Origin of the sequence: Mesorhizobium sp. AR07, assembly GCF_024746815.1 — a bacterium.
Classification (GTDB): Bacteria; Pseudomonadota; Alphaproteobacteria; order Rhizobiales; family Rhizobiaceae; genus Mesorhizobium.
The window spans coordinates 5490025-5509263 of record NZ_CP080525.1; the positions used below are offsets into that span (position 1 = coordinate 5490025).

Below are 19239 nucleotides of genomic sequence, written 5' to 3' on the forward strand. Positions count from 1 at the left end.
CGACTTCCGGGGTGATGCGCCAGGAGGCGACCATGGATCAGCAGCCGACTTTCGACCCGATCAAATTCAAGGAAACGACCCGTAAGCAGTGGGACGGTGCGGCCGAAGCCTGGAACCGCTGGAGTCCGCTTTTATCCCGGTGGCTTGGACCGGCGACCGAACTGATGCTGGACATGACCAATGTAAAGCGGGGCAGTCGCGTTCTCGATGTCGCCGCCGGAGCGGGGGAGCAAACGCTGACCGCGGCACGACGCGTTGGCCCCGAGGGTTATGTGCTGGCCACCGACATTTCGGCCGGGATTCTTGATTTCGCTGCCAGCAACGCGAAACTGGCGGGCTATGGCAACATCGACACCGTCGTCGCCGACGGCGAAATGCTGGGCGCCATATCCGCCGACCCGTTCGACGCCGTCATTTCGCGCGTCGGACTGATCTACTTTCCGGATCAGAACAAGGCGCTGGGCGGGATGCGCGACCACCTTAAGCCGGGGGGACGGGTCGGTGCAATCGTCTATTCCACCGGCGACAAGAACCCGTTCTTTTCGATCCCCGTCGGCATCATTCGCCGTCGCGCCGCGCTGCCCGCGCCCCTGCCCGGTCAGCCGGGGCCCTTCAGCCTGGGCGATCCCACGGTTTTGGCAAAACGCCTGGTCGACGCCGGATTCCGCGACGTCCGGATCGAAAAGGTCGATGCGCCAGTGCGGCTGCACTCGGCGATGGAATGTCTGCAGTTCGAGCAGGAATCGTTTGGCGCGCTGCATCAGATGCTCGCCGGCCTGGCCGCCCGGGAACAGGATGACGCCTGGGCTGAAATCGAGGAGGCGCTTGGCCAGTTCGAGCGGGACGGACAATTCGCGGGGCCATGCGAAATGCTCGTCGCGGCCGCCACAAAATAGGAACGCGCCGGCCACCGCGCTGCAGGGGGAAACCATGACGAGGATAGCCATTGTTCAGGAGCCGCCGGCCTTTCTGGATCGTGAAGGAACGATCGCCAAGGCAGTGCGGCTGGTAGCCGAGGCCGCTAATGGCGGCGCCGAGCTTGTGGTCTTCTCCGAGGCATTCATTCCCGGATACCCGGCCTGGATCTGGCGCCTGAAGCCGGGGGCCGACGGCGGCCTTGCAGGGCAATTGCACGCGCGTCTGGTCGACAATGCTGTTGACCTCTCGTCGGATCAGCTGCGCCCTCTGTTCGATGCCGCCAGGGCGTTCAAGGTGACGATCCTGTGCGGCATCGACGAACGCGACAGCGAGTTGAGCCGAACCACCATCTACAACAGCGTCATCGTCATTGGCACGGACGGATCGCTTCTGAACAGGCACCGCAAACTCATGCCGACCAACCCCGAGCGCATGGTCTGGGGCTTTGGCGATGCCAGCGGGCTCAAGGTCGTCGACACGCCTTCAGGACGGGTTGGCTCGCTGGTGTGCTGGGAGAACTACATGCCGCTTGCCCGCTATGCACTCTACGCCCAAGGCATCGATATCCACGTCGCCCCGACCTACGACAGCGGCGATGAGTGGATCGGCACATTGCAGCATATCGCGCGAGAGGGGGGCTGCTGGGTTCTCGGCGCTGGCAATGTCTTGCGCGTGGAGGACCTGCCGCGCGACTTTCCCGACCGTGACCGCCTTTACCCGGACGCGGGCGAGTGGATCAATCAGGGCGACTCCGTGGTGATCGCGCCAGGGGGAAAAATCGTCGCCGGCCCTTTGCGCAAGCAGACGGGCATCCTCCATGCCGACATCGATCTCAAGGCGGCGATTGCGGCCCGCCGCAGTCTCGACGTTGCCGGGCATTACAGCCGTCCGGACATTTTCACCCTGCAGGTCAATGCAAGATCGCAAAGGCCGGTAGAATTCGGTCGTTAAACTGGAAGGTCGTGACCCGCTGGGCTGCGTATCGTTGCCGGCAAGGGTTGGCGGTTCGAGTGGCATCAATGCCGGAGCGGGTGCAATGATGGGTGGGTTCAGCGGGGTTTAAGCATCCTGGGTGAGGCAAGGATGCCGGATGGGGCTTCGCTAAGCCAAAGCAGGCGCCGCACTGGTCCTGTTTAGAACATCGCGATGATGGTGAGCAGTTCCTATAGGAGCAACCATGTCCGATCACGTATTGCCCACACAGAAGAAGCCCAAACTGATCGTTGTAGTAGCCTTCGACCGCGGCGACGAAGGCGAACTGTTTACAGCCTTCGGGCCGACCGACCAGCAGAGCGAGGAGCGTGCAATCCGCACAGAGAGGGCGCTGGCTTCAAATCATGTCGGTGTCATCGCATGGAGCCGCGATGCAGATCCCGCGCTTGGCGACTACCTCATGCGTTTAAGACTGGATGCTAGGCAGCCAGCCTTTCGGCAGCCGCAGATGCGCTCGGCGCTTGAGACGGCGCTGGCGGCGATTGCCGACAATGCTGCGCCGATCGCGCTTGCCGAAGGCGCTTCCTGACATCTACATGGAGGCGCGGGAGTCTCGCTGAGGGGGGAAGGTGATCGGGGACGAAGTGCTGAAGGTTTTTGGGTTTTAACCCAAGGTCGAATGCGAAGAGATGAATTCGGCCGCTATTTGATGGCGTGAACATGCCCAAGCACCTTACGGGCAAAACCAAGGTTCTTAGTGGTTACCGGTCGGTCGAGCATCAGAAGATTCTATTCGATCGCGCAGTCAAGAAGTATGGATGTCTCCGCGGCTCGCAAATTTGTGGCTCCTCCGGGCAGGAGCAATCACCAGCGCGGCATGGCGGTTGGACATACATCCCGAGCGACACTTACGTCCGGCTCACCCTGGCGCTCGCCGCGATCGAACCTTGCCCGTTCACTGGCAAGCGTGAGCCTTACCAGATGGTCGAGGCGCTCATGACGTCTGACATCCGTTGAGCGTTCAGTCAAAGAACGCTAAGCCATTGATCTAATTCATGTTCATAAAAAGCCGCTTTAATTCACTTGTGATCCATCATCGCATGTGACTGATAGGTATTCCCCGCAGCAAAGACGAAACACGTATCGGAGCGAACGCTTCCGGCGACCGGCTCGTCGTTTTTTTTTGGAGATGCATCAATGTCTGCCGAGAATATTATCAATCTCACCGACCGGAAGAAGCTCTATTCAGTTGTTCCTGTCGATCCGAGCGACTTCAAGTTGGACACTCTGGACTCAGATTTGAGGAGCTTTGTCGTCTCTGGTCCTCTTGGGCCGATGTTCGACCATCCACTACATCGGGAAATGATGCTGCTTGCTGTTGCCGGCACGCCGGCTATCAATTGGGGAACGTATGTAAAGCCCGCCGGCCTTCGGTCGATAAATGAGATAATCCGGCGCAGGCGCGCCGCATTGGAAGAGGCGAGAGCCGCCGGCGACTGGCGCTCCTATGTCTTCATTCATCATAGACCCTACCGTGTCGAAGCGCTCAGCCAAATTATAAACGAAGTTGGAGTTTCAGACCTCTGGCCATTGGTGGGAGAGGTCTGGCAAGACACAGAATCATCGTCAGCATCGGCTGATGAATGGCAAGATGTTTGGGAGTTGAGTTATTCTCGGCGAGGCAAGTTCCGACGCAAATCGCGGGAGGTGATGGCCATTGATGACCGGCGTTACTACCGGGCCCTACCAGATTTTATTAAGGTCTATCGCGGTTGCAGGGACGAAAACCACATCGCCTCATTTTCCTGGACGCTCGATCAAAGCGTGGCAGAATGGTTCGCCTATCGCTCTCCAGGCGGCGAGCCAATCTTAGCTCAAGCCGAAATCTCGAAAACTCAAGCGCTCGCTTATTTTGGTGACAGGAACGAGTCGGAGATTGTGGTGGACCCGTTCTATATTTGCGACTGTGAATTTGAGATCCAGCGCCTGCCCGCGCGAAACGACATGCCGGCGCGACCGGGTTTGAAGCAAGAGGCTGCGTGATGGCTCGTCTTGGACGGCGCAGGGAGGTGATAGAGAGCCGCACGACTTCAACAGAAACCCGGGGCCGGACGTTCTACGGCACCTTTGAAGTTCGCAACACGCGTCACCCGATGATCTACGTCACGTGCGAATAGGGCGAAAAACCCGCAAGGCCGATAGCAGGGCTACCGAATTGCGAGACGGCTAATTGCATCCGGGCGAGATCGTTCGGGCAGCGTTGACCGACTTGGCAGCGACCACGTAATCCAACCTCGCCAGTCCGATCGACGGCCGGACAACCCATGAGAAGGGCGCAGATCACTCCGCGCCCTTCTTAGCTTCGGCACTTCCAGCGAAGCTTGACGCCAAGCTTGTCGCGTTTCCGGCCAACTCATATATCGTTCGCGCAAAGATGGGGGGGAATGCATGGACTGGGTTCTAATATTCTCACTTCAATGGGTGGTGGCAGGAACGCCAACTGCGCCGACGACATGGACCAATGTGGATTACGCCAGCAAGGAACTATTTGAGCAGGCCGTGGTGGCGCTGAAGGCCGAAATGGAAAAGCCCATCGCTGACTCAGAAACATGCGTCCGCGCCGTGTGCGTGCAAAGGAAGTGAGTTGCCGGCCGTCGGCCCTGATCTCAACGTCTACACTCTTGAAATATGGTGCGACCAGCGTCCCATTGGCTTTCGTGTAGCCACTGACAGGCGTGGTTCCAGGGTTCCCCGTCACGGCGCTAATAGCACCGTCGCCGCTCGCTGCGCCTGCGCTCTGCCCGCTTAGCCTCGGTTGTGCAGGCCGCCCCCGCTTGGCCCTCCCAATATAAAGACCCATCGATCCGCTCGTTCGTCTTCTCACCGAAGTAAATGATAGACGGCCACTTTTCGTCCGCGTTGGCCGAATCTAGCCAGGGGGTGAAGAATAGAAGGGAAGGCAGTCGTAGAACCGCCCGGCACATTGTGACAACTCCGCAACGCGAGGCCGCGAGCTATATGGAGCGCGAAGAAAACGCGAACGCGCTGATGTGGTGCGGTTAACGATTGGTGGCGGAGCGCCAGCCTCGCCGGTCTAATCAATCGCCGAACAAACATGCGAAGGGCGCGGATCACACCGCGCCCCCTACGCGCCAAAGCCTATAGGCGCGCTCAAAGTTCCCCGATCAGAGTTTCTTGTTGATCGCTGCTGCAGTTTTGTTGGTCGCGTCCTTTGCTGCGGCCTTTACGTCGCCGACAGCCTTTTGGACCTTGCCCTTCGCTTCCTGCGCTCCCCCTTCAGCCCGCAGCCGGTCATTTCCAACTGCCTTACCTACGCCCTGCTTCACATTTCCGGCTGCCTGGTTTGCGAGGCCGGCTGCTTTTTCGCTCGTGCTTCCCATGATGATGCCGCTCCTGGTTGATTAACTGGCCTCCTAGAACGCCGGAGCTAAGGGCAAGTTCCCCTGTAGGGCGGAATAGGCCCGCTAGCGCTGCGTCCACTCGGGAAACGACGCATGCTGGAGATCGTCCTCACCCATTTCGGTTGAATTTGCCGCTCGGTGCGCCCGCAACCGGAACATCTGAAGTTCTGACGCATTGCTTGCCTGGCGGATACCACTACGACTCACTGCCTACGGTCTCAAAATGCGGCACGTAATCACAGATGCATGGGGTTTGGTGCGAGAAAGCGTCGTTGGCTTTGTCAACGACAATGCTCTTAGTCATGGTGCGGCAATGGCTTTTTATGCCACCACATCGCTGGCGCCAATCTTGCTGATTGTGGTCGCAATCGCAGGTCTCGCTTTCGGGCATGATGCTGCACAGTTGGCTTTGTCTGCCCAGATCTCGGGTCTGATGGGGCCGGAGAGCGCGGGTCTCCTTCAGACCGCGCTCGAGAGCGCATCCAGTAAATCCTCCGGGACCTGGGCGACCGTCATTGGCATGGTTGCCTTGTTCGTGACCGCTTCCGGCGTCTTTGGCGAAATGCAGCAGTCGCTGAACACAATATGGAAGGTCGAACCGCAGGGGAGTTCGTTGTCGCGTCTGGTGCGGGCACGTGCAGCGAGTCTGGGTTTGGTCGCTGCACTCGGTTTCATGTTGCTCGTATCTCTCGTAGCGAGCGCGGTGATCTCGGCGCTGGGTAACATCATCAACGCTTACCTGCCGTTCGGCACAGTCGTGCTCGGTGTGATCAACGCGGCCATTTCGTTTGTCCTGATCTCAGTGATGTTCGCTGCCATCTACAAAGTCTTGCCCGATCGAACCCTCGAATGGCGCGATGTCGGGATTGGTGCCGTGGTGACCGCTGCGCTGTTCACGCTCGGAAAATCACTTATCGGCTGGTATATCGGCACCAGCGCGATCGCATCCTCATATGGGGCCGCCGGTGGGCTGCTCGTCATACTACTCTGGGTCTACTACTCGTCGGAAATTTTCCTTCTCGGCGCGGAATTCACTCGCGCCTATTCCATTCGAAAGGGCAGCAGGTCCGATCTGAATCCTGTGGTTCACAACGCCTTGCCCGCAAAACACGTCGTCCCATTTCGGGCAGAGCAAGAGGTCAACGCTTCTGGCGTCGTCGCGCTGATAGCGATGGCGTGCGTGAGTGCAGTGATTACCATCCTTATGCTGGGTCCTCGCCGGCAGTAAGATATTTTTCGTCGAATCGGGAGAACTCTCGTGACCGTCGACCACACTGAAGAAACGTTGATCGCTCAGCTGGCGGTCCGGCACTCGATTTCGACCGACGCTGTCAAAGCCGTCCTGCAGGCCCTTAAGGCAGGCGGCGGGAGGATGGCGCAGTTCAGCCATAAGGAGTTTGGAGGGATGGCGCAGTGGTCATCTGGCATGACGATGGTGGGAGACATGTTCAATGATCCACTTAAGGTCAAGCTCGATGCCCTTGCTACCGAACTGGCGGCATACCTTAGCGACAACCCCGAAGCGTTGGTCAGAAGCGATGAAGTCAGCTACCGCTCCGCCGTGCGTCCCGCGAGTGGCCCATGGTGGCCGCCTGAAATGGGCCAGCCGAACTCGACAGGTGCCCAGAATGATCTCCGCTATGCGATTTTTTCCGACGCCCGACGCCTGGTGATCGACGACCACGGCGAACGAGTGATTTATGACACGGGCGAGCACCACATCTCCGGTATCAGCCAAGCTCAAAGCTCGGGATCGACACTGACTTTTACCGGCCAGGATGGGCTGGTGAGGGTGTCTGATTTGAGGAAAGTCGGCCCATTGAGCTCGTAGAATTTCTTCCGCCGCACCAACGCGGCGATGAACTCCGGGTGCACATCTGATAGCCAATGCAGCGGGTCCAGGGACTCGTCGGCCGAAGCCGGATCGATGCAATCAGAATATAGCACCGCAACGAACGCCTTTACCTTTTGGGACTCCATACGAAACCGCTGGCCCCACGACGCCGGTCTTCGACTTGATTACCTCTTGTTCAGCCCGAACCTGAAAGACCCACTCATTGAAGCGGGTATCGATCAAGATGTCCGCGGCGTCGATGGCGCGGGAACGAAATGTCGTCGCATCGTCTGCCGGCCACCAGAGTGGTTTTTCCTCTAGCCGCTGGGCCAGATTCCGGCATCCGACTTCTTGCATCGTTCGGTCCGGCCCAATAGAAGACCTATCAACAACGGAAAGGGAAAACATAGATGTCCGAGGAAGCTGATCGAAACGCCGATCTAATTGGTTTGACCGCGGATATTGTCGCCGCATTTGTCCAAAACAACTCGGTGCCGGTCGCCGGCCTGCCGGATCTTATTTCCTCGGTGAATCCCGCACTGTTGAGCTTGGGCCAGCCGGCGGTTGCTAAGCAACCAGCACAGACACCAGCGGTCAATCCGAAGCGGTCCGTGTTTCCCGATTACATGTTTCGCTGGAAGATGGCCGTAAGTTCAAGTCAATGAAGCACCACCTTGGCTTGTTGGGCATGACGCCAGATGAGTATCGAGCCAAATGGGGTTTGCCGAGAGACTATCCCATGGTGGCCCCAAGCTACGCCGCCTAGCGATCGGAATTGGCAAAGTCATTCGGTCTCGGCCGAAAGCCTGCTGCGAAAGCACCCACCAAGAAGACGCCAGCCAAGGTGGCATCTAAGCGAGCGAAGGCCTGAAAGATTTAATTGCAATCGGGAGAGCAGTGGCGTTTGGCGTGATTGTCTGGGTCGGACTGTTGGCTTCGCCGGCGGGGGCGCAGTCGACTTTCGACGGCTACGACTGCACCGATGATTGCTCAGGCCACCAAGCCGGCTACGATTGGGCGGAGCGTAACGGCGTCTCCCACGCCAATGACTGCGGCGGCAACAGCCAATCGTTTAACGAGGGTTGCCAGGCCTATGTAGATGAGCAACAGCCTCTTCCGGATGATGAAGACGGGGCCGACGACAGCGACCAGGACAATCAGGAATCGCTGAATGAGGCAGTATCTGTGACGGCGCCCGAATGCGTGACCAAGATGCCTTACGAACCCCATCAATCAGTGTTCGCGCCTTGCAAAATTAGGCCGGCTTCCTCTCGCCAAGCAATCAATCTGGCAAGGTGTTCCCGCAGGATCGCCTGACGGTCCAGGGGAGCATCGATCAGCATTTCCTGGGCATCTTCAATCGCATCGTCCAGCGTGGTCCAGCGGCCGGATTTGTCATTCCGCGCATGAATCCGGGCCGCAATCGCGTGGACAAAATCTGCGCGCATCTTCGCCCCCATAATGTGAGGCGCGTCAAAGTAGATGATGCGCCTAGACAACCCTCTGAGGCGCGGGTCTTCAAATTGCCCTGAGAGTTCAAGCCGAAGTGGCCAGCTCGCCCCGCGGAACTCGTCAACCAGCGATTGGTCTGACCGGGAGTAGAAGCTGCCATAAATCTGCTCCTCGACATGAGGGCTTTCCGAGAACGGAGCACGGCCAGACATGACCGCCGACATCAGCCGCTGTCTGAGACCTTCGTCGTTGCGCACCAGTTCGGCTCGACGTGCGATCTCCTCGAGCCCAAGTTCGTATCCAGAAGCGTGTGCACCGGCGAGCTCGATCGGCATGAACAGCGGAGACGCATTGAGTTTTAACGAGGAAATTGGCCTCGGCTTCGTGGCAATATGTGCCGCCAGTTCCTCGATGGTCATCGACGAGAGGAGCGTTGGATCTTGCCTGAGATCGAGCGCGAAGAGCTCGCCCGAGTTGTCGGGGTTGATCCCGATGGCTGTAACTAGGCTTGAGGAGCAGAGACCAAATCGCAGGCGTGTCGCCATGAACACAGAATTCAGTTCGACAAACTGGGTCGCTGAGGCCTTCGAACGATAGGCCATGGCAGAATTCCAGACCGCAGGCGCACGTTCCTTAATGAGGCGGGCGATATGGATGGTGGCATGAACGTCTGCCAAGGCATCGTGGGCGTTGCTGTGCTCAAAGCCATTGGCCGGCGCCAGGCGATCGAGCTTGAAACTTGTCCGACCCTTTTCATTGACGGGCCAATTGAAGCCCTGAGGCGCGAAGGTGTGCGCTGCCACCGCGAGCGGCAGGATATCCAGACGCGAATTGCCCCCGGTGTTGGTCAGATAGATCGGCAAGAGATTCGAATAGAACGCACGCCGAAGCAATTCCTCGTCGAAGCTGATCGAGTTGTAACCTATCACCGTTGCCGGGGACCATGCAGTCATGACCTCATGAATTCGGTTGCACATCTCGTAGTGCGAGGGCAGCTGCGGATCAAAGAGCTGATCAACGCGCACGCCCGTGACCACCATAGCGCCTGGTGATGGAACGATGTGTGGGAGGAGCCGGCAACGTATCTCGAAACTGTCGATGACGTTGAGATCGTCGTCAGTCAGAGCCGTCGCGAACTGCAAGATCTGATCGAAGCATCGATCAGAGCCAGTCGTTTCGGTGTCGTAAAAGATAAAAGCCATTTGGCGCCCGTCCCTGGCTGATCATGCAAGAAGCTTCCCACATCAAGCAAGATCGGATGCACCGAAGGGGAAGGGCATCGATACCCGTTATGAGCCGTATGGTCCGACAGCTGTGCTTGCCTCCCCAACGACAGCTCGCATTTCTCAACCCACTCGCCAATTATGCATGGCAATTCCCGCAGGGGCCCTGTAGCGAGCCGCTGTCCACCCGAAACCCCAAGGAACCAAGCCATTCGTCACCTTGGGGCATAAAACTCGGAAGCGCCTTTGCGGCGGGATACCTGTGTTCTATCTTCTCGCAGTCGGCAATTATCGCAAGGATTGAGCGTCCGGATATTCTTCCTGCAATTTGTTGATCCAAGGCTGCAGATATTTCGCGTAGGCTTGAACGTCCCTTTCTAACGGGAGCGTCTTCTGCAAGGAGTAGCTTCGGAAGCCCCTATTGCGATGTGCGGTCGGCTTTTTCCCGGAAATACCAAACCGCTTACCAAGGTCCTTCAAGATCTTATCCACCATTTGTTGCTGCTCACGAGTGGCGCGTTGATCGTAGGGCCACGGAGAGACATACAGTTTCAGGCTCCGTTTTTGCAGTTCAAGTCCGACGCGGCAAAGGGGCTTGGTATTCGATTCGGCCTCTATATCGAGGAGTGCTTCACCATTGGTTTCGCGGATATTCACGACCCATCGACTTGCAATCTCCAGTTTCGACTGGAGCTCCGCCATCCAGACACGCTGCGCGAAGGTCCTGAGACGAAAATCCTTCAGGTAGCTCTCAAAACTATTAGTAGGCTCAAAAGCGGCAGGAGCGGCAGGCTGAAAGACGCTGCCAGCTATGTCGATTCGCGTCCTGACGCATGCCTCAACCGCTATCAATCGACCGAGTGCATCCCGCAAGTCGTTCAGATATTTATCGCGTCCAGGGATTTCCATTAGGGTCACGAGGAGATCAGCGCAGGCTAGCGGCTGCCAACCTTGCCCCGACCGTGGTTCTTCGCCAGAAAGCGTCAGGAATATCTTGGTTGTGGGATGATTAAGCGTCCTCAGGTTGTCATCGTATCTGGTGAGTTGTCCATCGCTTTCAGACGATTTGAGCTTCATCTCAACCGCTATCGCGCAGACTTCATTGCATTGGCGCAAGCCTTTTATCAGGAGGTCTATGTTGTTCCATTCGGCGACATACTTTATCTCGTCGCACGCAGCGAAATCCAATCCGGATAGCTCACTGAGAACTTTCTTGCGGCTCGGGCTGTCCAGAGTTGATTGATCGGACAAAAGCCAACCGAGCGCTGCGGTGAAGACCCTTTCCCTGGCAGCCACGAGCACCGCATCAACAAAATTCCGCGTTCCGAAATCGACGGTCTTGTTTGTCTCCATATTGACGGCCCCAGCCGCCCACGGTCCTTCCTCATTGCTGAAATTGCCGAGGTGTTCCCCTTCCTGATAGATTACGTGCAGCCTTAAGGTCATTTTTCCTCCGTTACTAAGCTGATCGGTTGAGTGGCTTGCAGCCGCTTGCTGATGAATTTCTTTGCGTGATGGCGGCACCGAACCAAGCTTAGTTAACCGAGGCTCGCGTCGAATAATCCGGTGGCTGAGACTTCGATCCGGCCCCGCCAAGCAAGCCTCTCTAGCCAATCCCTGGGAATTCCCGATGCACCATAGGCGGCTCCGGCGAGCTGGCCGGCGATGGCCGCCGTCGTGTCCGCATCATCGCCGAGATTGGCCGCCAGAAGGACCGCGGACCGGAAATCGGTTGTCCGATTGACGGCCCACAGCGCCGCCTGCAGTGACTTCACCACATAGCCGGAGCCGTTGATCGCGTTGCGGTGCTGATTACGAAACCCGCCATCGACCTCTTCAGCCTCAGGATCTGTCAAAATGTCGGTCAGCGGGTGGCCTTCAATAGCCTGCACCAAGAGACGCGTGAAGAGGCGGGAGGCTTGGATCGTCTGCGGTGAACCATGCGTGGTGCGAGTCTGCCGGTCGGCGATATCGAGCGCCATCTCAAGGTCACGCCAATGGCGGATGGCCACCGGTGAAAGCCGCATCAGCGCACCGTTACCAGACTTCCTTGAGTCCTCGGAGCCAGCATAGGGATCGCCGATGCGGCGATAGCGGTCAAGCGCGCCTCGGGTCGTGATGCCGATGTCGAAGCATGTGCCGGTGCAGGAATAGGTTCCGTTCAGCCACCAGTCCACAAAGCGATCCATCAGGTCGCCTGCATCGAGCGCCGGGTCTTCCTTCAGGCTCTCCGCCAGCGCCAGTGCCATGGCAGTGTCGTCAGTCCACTGGCCCGGTTCTAGCGGATGCGGACCGCCACCGATCATGTCCTCAATCAGCGTGAACTCTGGCTTTCTCGTGAACTCAATCGCGGCACCGACTGCGTCGCCCACGGCCAATCCGAGCAACGCTCCAGCGGCGCGATCGCGTGTGGCCTGGATGTCCGAGGATGGTAATGAGTCGTCGACCATCTTTCCGGCGGTGACCCACATCTCCTGCGCTTTCGTCTCTGCGGCGTTAGGGTGGCGGGCTTTGCGAACAGTGGCCAAGGCATCCAGCGAATCGGCGCCAAGTTCGACCAACAGCCGCGCCGAGATCATGCCTGCGCGCCCGATCCCGCCGCGGCAGTGAATGAGCACTCGGTTCCCGCGCTTGAGCAGGCCACGCAGTTTGGCTGAATTCCCAGGCCACTTCTTTTCGAAGAAAGCGTCAGGCACGGATACGTCGACGATCGGCAGGTGATGCCATTCCATGTGCCGTCGGCGCACCTCTTCGCCAAGCTGTTCGATCTGCAGCTCGTGGAACTCATGCTCTTCGATCAGGGTTACGACCGCTGCGGCGCCCCATTGAGCGACCTCGTCGAGATCGGCGCCGAGATCGCGCTCATGCACGCCGCCATACGCGCTCGGTCCGCGCTTGCCTGGCGCAAATGTAATGCCGATCAGTCCGCGGGCGGCACTGACTTCGTCTACTCTAAGTGGGTTGTTGATTTTTTCCGGCATATCGGTTCCCCTATTGATGAGAAACTAACTTGGTCTGCTGGAATTTTCGATTTCACCTCCCCTTTTTTCCGGATTCGAGTGCGATGGAAGAGTTTGTTGGTTTCTACTGGACGAGACCGGTAAACTGGGCTGGCTTCCGCAAGCTGCCCAAGGATGTCGAGCAGGCCGCAAAGCGGAGCAAGACCATCCGATACCAGTGCGAGCGCGTTCGACGCTGGGTGAGGAGCAATGGTGGAATTCTCGTCCGTGAATTCGTTTTCATCGAGAGAGACCCCGAAGAAGCCACATCGTCGATCCGTATGGAGTTAGGGAAGGCAATTGACGTATGCCTCGACCGCCAATGCCCATTGGTTCACGTCGACTTCGGCGCTGTGCAACTGTGGCGAAGGCATAGCTATATGAGGGATATGTTGAATGTGAGCGGATTAGAGCCGGTAGGTCTCTCTCCGGACTCCATCGATATAGACGGACGGTTGTTTGATCCGATTAGGCACTTCCAAGACTGGCGGAATACCGAATTTCTCCGCAGAGACGAACACAGACGCAGAGTGCGTTGCGTATTTGCCGAGGCCGAGGAGCGAATTCCGGAGGGTAGGGGACGCCCCAAGGCCATCGCGAGTTACCTCAATAATCTGGGCATTACGACCTTGACTGGTTTGGCGTGGAGCGACGAGACCGTCAGAAAGTTCAAATCGTCGAATGCTCGCTTCGATGGTTCAGCTGACTTGACCTGAACACGGCCTCTCTTGGCCGATTTAGGTCCTGGATAGCCGCTCAGGCGAGCGCCAACGTCATTCCGAAAGCTATATTTATTGCGATGCTGACGGTGTCCTCGTGTCCAATCACTCAAGCCCGTTGACTCTTGCCGTTGGAGAGAACAGATAGGGAACATAATAGGAGCCAATTGAGTTGCAAAGAGCATGGGTGTCGCCGCCGACCGAACCGTTGTCGAAGCCCTTCAGGAGCGTATTCGTCGTCTTGAAGGTGGCAAGGAGCACGGTCGAACGGTCTTGCCCTTCGGTATTGCTGAGCTCGATCGCCATCTACCTGGGGGTGGCTTGGCGCTGGGCGCACTTCATGAGGTCGCTGGCGGCGGCAATGGTGCCATCGACGGTGCGGCGGCATCGCTTTTTGCAGCCGGAATAGCGTCAAGGACGCGAGGCAGGGTGCTTTGGTGCGTGACTCGGCAGGATCTGTTTGCGCCAGCCATTGCCCAGGCAGGCCTTCATCCGGATCGAGTTATTTACGTCGAGGCGGGCGATGACAAATCCCTGCTGGCCTGTTTCGAAGAAGGCCTGAGGCACGTGGGTCTGGGCGCGGTCGTCGCCGAAGTCGCGCGGCTACCGATGACGGCATCCCGCCGCCTGCAATTGGCCGCGGAAGGCTCGGGCGCGATCGGCATTGCCATTCGCCGATGGCGCCGACAGGCTGACGCCGCCGATTTTGGCCAACCAACCGCCTCGGTCACACGGTGGCGAGTTTCGGTTCTTCCCTCGAAACCCCTACCGGTTCCAGGCGTCGGCCGGGCGCGATGGCACCTTGAGCTGATCCGATGCCGTGCAGGGGAAAGTGCTGATCTCGAAGTGGAGGCATGCGATGCCAAGGGTCGTCTCGCTCTTCCTTCCAAGCTGGTCGACAGATCGGCTCAGAAGGAAATTGGGCGACGCCTCGCCGCCACCGGATAAGCCATTGGTGCTGGTAGGTCGGCAAGGAAACCGTCGCATAGTTGTTGCCGCCGATCGCGCGGCGTTAGCAGCGGGCCTGCGTCTTGGAATGCCGGCGACCAAGGCACAGGCGCTTGTGCCCGGTCTGGTTGTCATGGACGCCAAAACGGAAGCGGATGCTGAAGCGCTCGATCGGCTGGCGTTATGGGCGTTGCGACGCTATGCGCCGATCGTCGCTGCGGATCCTCCTGACGGGTTGGTGATCGACACCACGGGTGCTGATCATCTTCATGGCGGCGAGCATGCGATGCTGTCCGATATGGTCGAGCGGCTTGTGCAAGCGGGCCTTTCCGCTCGTGCCGCTATCGCCGACACATGGGGCGCAGCTCATGCGGTATCGCGATACTTGCGGCAGAATGTCAACGTTGTGGCCAGCGGCGGGGCGCGAGATGCGCTTCTCTCTCTGCCAATCTCCGCACTGCGGCTACCCAGAGCGATCGTCGATGGATTGCGCGTGCTCGGCTTCGAAAACATCGGCGACTTGCTGGCGCAACCGCGCGCACCGCTGGCGCTACGCTTTGGTCCGGAGCTTGGCCGCCGACTCGACCAGGCCGCTGGGGTGCTCAATGAACCGATCGACCCGACCCGACCACCAGATGTGATCGAGGTGCAGCGTGTCTTTGGCGAACCGATCGGCGCTGCCGAAACTATCGCGCGCTATGTCCACAAGCTGGTCGAACTGATGTGTGCTGAGTTGGAGACCAAAGGCCTAGGAACACGACGTCTCGATCTACTGTTGCATCGCGTCGATAACCGGATCGAAGCAATTCGCGTAAGCACCGCACTGCCGGTGCGCGACGTGAAGCGGCTGACGCGACTGCTCTGCGACAAGATCGAAACGATTGACCCCGGTTTTGGAATCGAACTGATGCGCTTGGCAGCCCCCCTGGCTGAATCGCTCAAGCCGAAGCAGACGATCTCATCGCTTATCGAGCAACCGGACGCGGATATCTCCGACCTGATTGATACGCTCGGCAACCGCGTCGGCGAAGAGAAGCTTTATAGATTTGCTCCTGTCGCAAGCGACGTGCCCGAGCGGTCGTTTCGGCGTATCGCTCCTGCATCGCCAGACACCGGCGAGGCTTGGCCGGATCATTGGCCGCGACCCGCTCGTCTATTTGCCTTCCCGGAGTTGATCGAGGCGATTGCGCTTCTTCCGGACCATCCGCCAGTCAGTTTCACCTGGCGCGGCATCCGTCGCCGGGTGAAGCGTGCCGATGGTCCAGAGCGCGTTTTCGGCGAATGGTGGAAGTGCCATGCCGAGCTTGCAGCCGTGCGTGACTATTTCCAGGTCGAGGACGAAGCAGGTGAGCGTTTCTGGATTTACCGAGCCGGCGATGGTGAGGATGTCGCGACCGGTTCGCATTGCTGGTTTCTGCACGGGATTTTTGGCTAGTGGCTGGCGCTCCTTACGTCGAGCTGCAATGCACCTCGCACTTCTCTTTCCTGCGAGGCGCCAGTTCCTGCGAGGAATTGTTCGCTCAGGCGGCCGTCATGGAAATGCCGGCGCTCGCCATTGTCGATCGCAACAGCCTGGCTGGCATCGTTCGAGCGCATGAGGCCGCAAAGGCCACAGGCATCAGGCTTGTCGTTGGTTGCCGGCTTGACTTAGCCGAGGACGTGTCACTGTTGGTCTACCCAACGGATCGGCCCGCCTACTCGAGACTTTGCCGTCTGCTATCGCTCGGCAAAAAGCGGGGCGGCAAAGCCAAATGCGTGCTGCATTGTGCTGATCTCGTCGCCTATGGCGAAGGGCTGATTGTGGTTCTCGTGCCGGACCAAGCCGATGAGGCTTGCGCGCTTTGGTTGCGTCGGCTGGGCGAGGGCTTCGGCGATCGAGCTTATGTGGCGCTGACGCTGCGGCGCCGACCGAACGATGCCTTGCGGCTGCATGTTCTTTCCAACCTCGCTGCGCAGGTCGGCGTTCCGACTGTCGTCACCAACGACGTGCTGTTCCATGAACCTTCGCGACGTATCCTGCAGGATGTCGCGACCTGCATTCGCCACAACGTGGCGATCGACGATGCTGGCTTCCGGCGTGAGCGACATGCCGATTGCTATCTCAAGCCGCCGGAAGAGATGGCGCGCCTGTTCTGCCTTTATCCCAAGGCGCTCGCACGCACGGTCGAGATCGCTGAGCGCTGTTGCTTCTCGCTCGATGAACTGGCGTATCAGTATCCGGAAGAGCGGATGCTGCCCTGCCTGACACCGCAGCAAGCGTTGGAGAAACTGACTTGGGAAGGTGCGGCGGAACGCTTTCCGGAAGGCCTACCGGACAAAGTCGTGACCACTCTCAAACACGAATTACAGTTGATCGAGAAGCTGCAATACGCGCCATATTTCCTCACCGTGAATTCAATCGTCCGCTTTGCCCGCAGCCAGGACATCCTGTGCCAGGGCAGGGGCTCTGCTGCCAACAGCGCCGTCTGCTACGTGCTCGGCATCACTTCGATCGACCCGGACCGCAACGACCTCCTGTTCGAACGTTTTGTTTCGGAAGAACGGCGCGAGCCCCCGGACATCGATGTCGATTTCGAGCACGAGCGGCGCGAGATCGTCATGCAGTGGGTATTCGAGACCTACGGCCGCGACCACGCAGCCTGTGCTCTACGGTTATCCGCTACCGCGCGAAAGGTGCATTGCGTGATGTAGGCAAAGCCCTCGGCTTGCCCGAAGACCTGATCAAGATGCTGTCGTCCCAGGTCTGGGGCTGGTCCGATGGAGGCGTCCAGCCGAAGCACGCCGAAGAGCTGAATCTCAATCTCGGTGACCGGCGTCTTCGTCTCGCGCTTGATCTCGCCAGACAGTTGATAGGTGCGCCACGACACCTCTCACAGCATCCCGGCGGCTTTGTGCTGACACGCGACCGGCTAGATGATTTGGTCCCGATCGAGCCTGCTGCGATGAAGGACCGCCAGGTCATAGAATGGGACAAGGACGACATCGATGCGTTGAAGTTCATGAAGGTCGACGTGCTTGCGCTCGGCATGCTGTCCTGCATGAAACGCGGCTTCGACCTGCTTGCCCAGCACAAGGCCATCAATCTTGATCTCGCCTCGATCCCCGCTGAGGATCCGCGCACCTATGCGATGATCCGCAAGGCGGACACGCTGGGCACCTTCCAGATCGAAAGCCGTGCGCAAATGTCGATGCTTCCCCGCATCAAGCCGCGGACCTTCTATGACCTGGTCATCGAAGTGGCGATCGTTCGGCCAGGTCCCATCCAGGGCGACATGGTGCATCCGTATCTGCGACGCCGGGAAGGCAAGGAAGAGGTTGTCTATCCCAAACCCGAGCTGGAGAAGGTGCTTGGCAAAACGCTCGGCGTGCCGCTGTTCCAGGAACAAGCGATGCGTGTGGCGATCGAATGCGCAGGCTTCACACCTGGCGAAGCTGATCAGCTTCGCCGCGCCATGGCGACGTTCAAGCACACTGGCGGCGTTTCGAAATTTGGCACCAAGTTGATCGCCGGCATGGTGAAGAATGGCTATGAACGCGAGTTTGCGGAAAAGACATTCAAGCAGCTCGAAGGCTTCGGCAGTTACGGCTTTCCGGAAAGTCACGCTGCAAGCTTCGCACTGATCGCCTACGCCTCCTCCTGGATGAAATGCCATCATCCAGATGTCTTCTGCGCTGCACTTCTCAATGCCCAGCCGATGGGCTTCTATGCGCCCGCCAGATCGTCCGAGATGCGCGCGATCATGGGGTGGAAGTGCGTCCGGTTTGCGTCAATGCCTCGCGGTGGGATTGCACACTGGAGCCGACAGAGTGGGAAGATCGCTTTGCAGTTCGACTTGGCCTGCGCATGGTGCGTGGGCTTGCCAATGCCGACGCAGCGACCATCGTCACCGCACGCGCTGACCAGCCCTTCCAGTCCGTCGATGATCTCTGGCGCCGAGCCGGCGTTGCTTCAGCTTCGCTCGTCGAGCTCGCCGAGGCCGACGCGTTTCAGCCTTCCTTGTCGCTGGCCAGGCGAGAGGCGCTATGGGCCATCAAGGCGCTACGCGACGAACCGCTGCCGCTGTTCGCAGCCGCCTCCACGCGGGAGCAGGAAATAGTGCCGGAGATCCAGGAGCCCGCAGTAGCCCTGCGCCCTATGACAGCCGGGAGCGAGGTCGTCGAGGATTATGGGCACGTTGGCCTGACGTTGCGCAGTCATCCCGTAGCGTTCCTGCGCGCTGATCTGCGCCGCCGGCGCATGGTCAGCTGCGGCGAGGCCATGGAGGCACGTGACGGTCAGTGGCTGGAGGCTGCCGGTCTCGTTCTTGTCCGTCAGCGCCCGGGCTCGGCCAAAGGTGTCATGTTCATTACATTGGAGGACGAGACCGGCATCGCCAACCTGGTGGTATGGGTAAAGGTGTTCGAGAAATTTCGCCGGGTCGTCCTGTCCGCCGGGATGATCAGCGCTTACGGCCGTATCCAGCGCGAAGGCGAGGTCGTGCATCTCGTCGCTCATCGTCTGAGCGACCTATCGGCCGACCTCGCAAGTGTCGGTGAGCGCGATGCCGCTTTCCCGCTGCCGCATGGGCGTGGCGACGAGTTCCATAGTGGCAGTCCGACACCTGACCCACGTGGTCTGCCTAAGGGGCCGAAGCCGCGCAATATTGTCGACCTCTATGGGCACATTGATCAGATCAAGGTGAAGACGCGGGACTTTAAATAGATTGGAGCTATATCACCTGCCTAAGATGCAAAGCTCTGACCCAACGCCGGCATTCCGCACCAGCGTTGCTCGCGGATACGGACGTTCGG

Annotated in this window: 14 protein-coding genes and 4 pseudogenes; 14 read left to right on the forward strand and 4 right to left on the reverse strand. The window is 58.9% G+C overall.

Annotation, left to right across the window (positions count from 1 at the left end):
* Positions 1-32: 32 nt before the first annotated feature.
* From BPNPMPFG_RS27415 to BPNPMPFG_RS27440, 6 genes and pseudogenes are all read left to right on the forward strand, one after another.
* Complete coding sequence (locus BPNPMPFG_RS27415; RefSeq protein ID WP_258591716.1) at positions 33-896, forward strand: class I SAM-dependent methyltransferase; 864 nt, start codon at positions 33-35, stop codon at positions 894-896.
* Positions 897-930: 34 nt separating this feature from the next.
* Positions 931-1869 carry a carbon-nitrogen hydrolase family protein gene (locus BPNPMPFG_RS27420; RefSeq protein ID WP_258591717.1) on the forward strand — a complete coding sequence of 313 codons (939 nt, stop codon included), beginning with the start codon at positions 931-933 and terminating at the stop codon, positions 1867-1869.
* 226 nt (positions 1870-2095) lie between these two features.
* Positions 2096-2308, forward strand: a pseudogene (locus tag BPNPMPFG_RS27425) (hypothetical protein); the annotation flags it as partial.
* 263 nt (positions 2309-2571) lie between these two features.
* Complete coding sequence (locus BPNPMPFG_RS27430) at positions 2572-2868, forward strand: hypothetical protein (RefSeq protein ID WP_258591718.1); 297 nt, start codon at positions 2572-2574, stop codon at positions 2866-2868.
* Positions 2869-3048: 180 nt separating this feature from the next.
* Positions 3049-3894, forward strand: a complete 846-nt coding sequence (locus tag BPNPMPFG_RS27435) for a hypothetical protein (RefSeq protein ID WP_258591719.1) — start codon at positions 3049-3051, stop codon at positions 3892-3894.
* 405 nt (positions 3895-4299) lie between these two features.
* Positions 4300-4494, forward strand: coding sequence for a hypothetical protein (locus tag BPNPMPFG_RS27440; protein ID WP_258591720.1), 195 nt, complete (start codon positions 4300-4302; stop codon positions 4492-4494).
* Positions 4495-5036: 542 nt separating this feature from the next.
* Here BPNPMPFG_RS27440 and BPNPMPFG_RS27445 read toward each other — a convergent pair.
* On the reverse strand, positions 5037-5252 hold the full coding sequence (locus BPNPMPFG_RS27445; protein WP_258591721.1) for a CsbD family protein: 216 nt from the start codon (positions 5250-5252) through the stop codon (positions 5037-5039).
* A 244-nt stretch (positions 5253-5496) separates the two neighbouring features.
* Here BPNPMPFG_RS27445 and BPNPMPFG_RS27450 point away from each other — a divergent pair, with 244 nt between their 5' ends.
* From BPNPMPFG_RS27450 to BPNPMPFG_RS27465, 4 genes and pseudogenes are all read left to right on the forward strand, one after another.
* Positions 5497-6501 (forward strand): YihY/virulence factor BrkB family protein, encoded by a 1005-nt coding sequence (locus tag BPNPMPFG_RS27450; protein WP_258591722.1) that lies wholly within the window; start codon positions 5497-5499, stop codon positions 6499-6501.
* Between the two features lie 30 nt (positions 6502-6531).
* A complete protein-coding gene (locus tag BPNPMPFG_RS27455; RefSeq protein WP_258591723.1) occupies positions 6532-7104 on the forward strand; it encodes a hypothetical protein in 573 nt (190 codons plus the stop codon).
* 129 nt (positions 7105-7233) lie between these two features.
* Positions 7234-7428: pseudogene (locus BPNPMPFG_RS27460) on the forward strand (hypothetical protein); the annotation flags it as partial.
* An 89-nt stretch (positions 7429-7517) separates the two neighbouring features.
* Positions 7518-7978, forward strand: a pseudogene (locus BPNPMPFG_RS27465) (Ros/MucR family transcriptional regulator).
* Positions 7979-8336: 358 nt separating this feature from the next.
* Here BPNPMPFG_RS27465 and BPNPMPFG_RS27470 read toward each other — a convergent pair.
* The 3 genes from BPNPMPFG_RS27470 to BPNPMPFG_RS27480 form a co-directional block, all read right to left on the reverse strand.
* Positions 8337-9761 (reverse strand): exodeoxyribonuclease I, encoded by a 1425-nt coding sequence (locus tag BPNPMPFG_RS27470; RefSeq protein ID WP_258591724.1) that lies wholly within the window; start codon positions 9759-9761, stop codon positions 8337-8339.
* A 309-nt stretch (positions 9762-10070) separates the two neighbouring features.
* On the reverse strand, positions 10071-11228 hold the full coding sequence (locus BPNPMPFG_RS27475; protein WP_258591725.1) for a PD-(D/E)XK nuclease family protein: 1158 nt from the start codon (positions 11226-11228) through the stop codon (positions 10071-10073).
* Positions 11229-11320: 92 nt separating this feature from the next.
* Positions 11321-12763: an ADP-ribosylglycohydrolase family protein gene (locus tag BPNPMPFG_RS27480; protein ID WP_258591726.1), complete on the reverse strand. Its 1443-nt coding sequence runs from the start codon at positions 12761-12763 to the stop codon at positions 11321-11323.
* A gap of 83 nt (positions 12764-12846) precedes the next feature.
* Between BPNPMPFG_RS27480 and BPNPMPFG_RS27485 the strand changes: the two genes are divergently transcribed.
* The 4 genes and pseudogenes from BPNPMPFG_RS27485 to BPNPMPFG_RS27500 all read left to right on the forward strand — a co-directional run bounded on the left by BPNPMPFG_RS27485 (position 12847) and on the right by BPNPMPFG_RS27500 (position 19150).
* A complete protein-coding gene (locus BPNPMPFG_RS27485; RefSeq protein ID WP_258591727.1) occupies positions 12847-13497 on the forward strand; it encodes a recombinase family protein in 651 nt (216 codons plus the stop codon).
* 186 nt (positions 13498-13683) lie between these two features.
* The gene (locus BPNPMPFG_RS27490) at positions 13684-14448 is read left to right on the forward strand and encodes an ImuA family protein (RefSeq protein ID WP_258591728.1); all 765 of its coding nucleotides are present in this window, start codon (positions 13684-13686) and stop codon (positions 14446-14448) included.
* Complete coding sequence (locus BPNPMPFG_RS27495; RefSeq protein ID WP_258591729.1) at positions 14360-15883, forward strand: Y-family DNA polymerase; 1524 nt, start codon at positions 14360-14362, stop codon at positions 15881-15883. The genes BPNPMPFG_RS27490 and BPNPMPFG_RS27495 overlap by 89 nt, the downstream gene beginning before the upstream one ends.
* Positions 15883-19150, forward strand: a pseudogene (locus BPNPMPFG_RS27500) (error-prone DNA polymerase). The gene BPNPMPFG_RS27495 and the pseudogene BPNPMPFG_RS27500 overlap by 1 nt, the downstream one beginning before the upstream one ends.
* Positions 19151-19239: the final 89 nt, after the last annotated feature.

Excerpts from the sequence above, each read along its gene's own strand:
- BPNPMPFG_RS27485 (WP_258591727.1), top strand. The coding sequence starts at position 12,847 with ATGGAAGAGTTTGTTGGTTTCTACTGGACGAGACCGGTAAACTGGGCT.
- BPNPMPFG_RS27415 (WP_258591716.1), top strand. The coding sequence starts at position 33 with ATGGATCAGCAGCCGACTTTCGACCCGATCAAATTCAAGGAAACGACC.
- BPNPMPFG_RS27470 (WP_258591724.1), bottom strand. The coding sequence starts at position 9,761 with ATGGCTTTTATCTTTTACGACACCGAAACGACTGGCTCTGATCGATGC.
- BPNPMPFG_RS27495 (WP_258591729.1), top strand. The coding sequence starts at position 14,360 with ATGCCAAGGGTCGTCTCGCTCTTCCTTCCAAGCTGGTCGACAGATCGG.
- BPNPMPFG_RS27450 (WP_258591722.1), top strand. The coding sequence starts at position 5,497 with ATGCGGCACGTAATCACAGATGCATGGGGTTTGGTGCGAGAAAGCGTC.
- BPNPMPFG_RS27435 (WP_258591719.1), top strand. The coding sequence starts at position 3,049 with ATGTCTGCCGAGAATATTATCAATCTCACCGACCGGAAGAAGCTCTAT.
- BPNPMPFG_RS27480 (WP_258591726.1), bottom strand. The coding sequence starts at position 12,763 with ATGCCGGAAAAAATCAACAACCCACTTAGAGTAGACGAAGTCAGTGCC.
- BPNPMPFG_RS27430 (WP_258591718.1), top strand. The coding sequence starts at position 2,572 with ATGCCCAAGCACCTTACGGGCAAAACCAAGGTTCTTAGTGGTTACCGG.
- BPNPMPFG_RS27475 (WP_258591725.1), bottom strand. The coding sequence starts at position 11,228 with ATGACCTTAAGGCTGCACGTAATCTATCAGGAAGGGGAACACCTCGGC.
- BPNPMPFG_RS27420 (WP_258591717.1), top strand. The coding sequence starts at position 931 with ATGACGAGGATAGCCATTGTTCAGGAGCCGCCGGCCTTTCTGGATCGT.
- BPNPMPFG_RS27490 (WP_258591728.1), top strand. The coding sequence starts at position 13,684 with ATGGGTGTCGCCGCCGACCGAACCGTTGTCGAAGCCCTTCAGGAGCGT.
- BPNPMPFG_RS27445 (WP_258591721.1), bottom strand. The coding sequence starts at position 5,252 with ATGGGAAGCACGAGCGAAAAAGCAGCCGGCCTCGCAAACCAGGCAGCC.
- BPNPMPFG_RS27440 (WP_258591720.1), top strand. The coding sequence starts at position 4,300 with ATGGACTGGGTTCTAATATTCTCACTTCAATGGGTGGTGGCAGGAACG.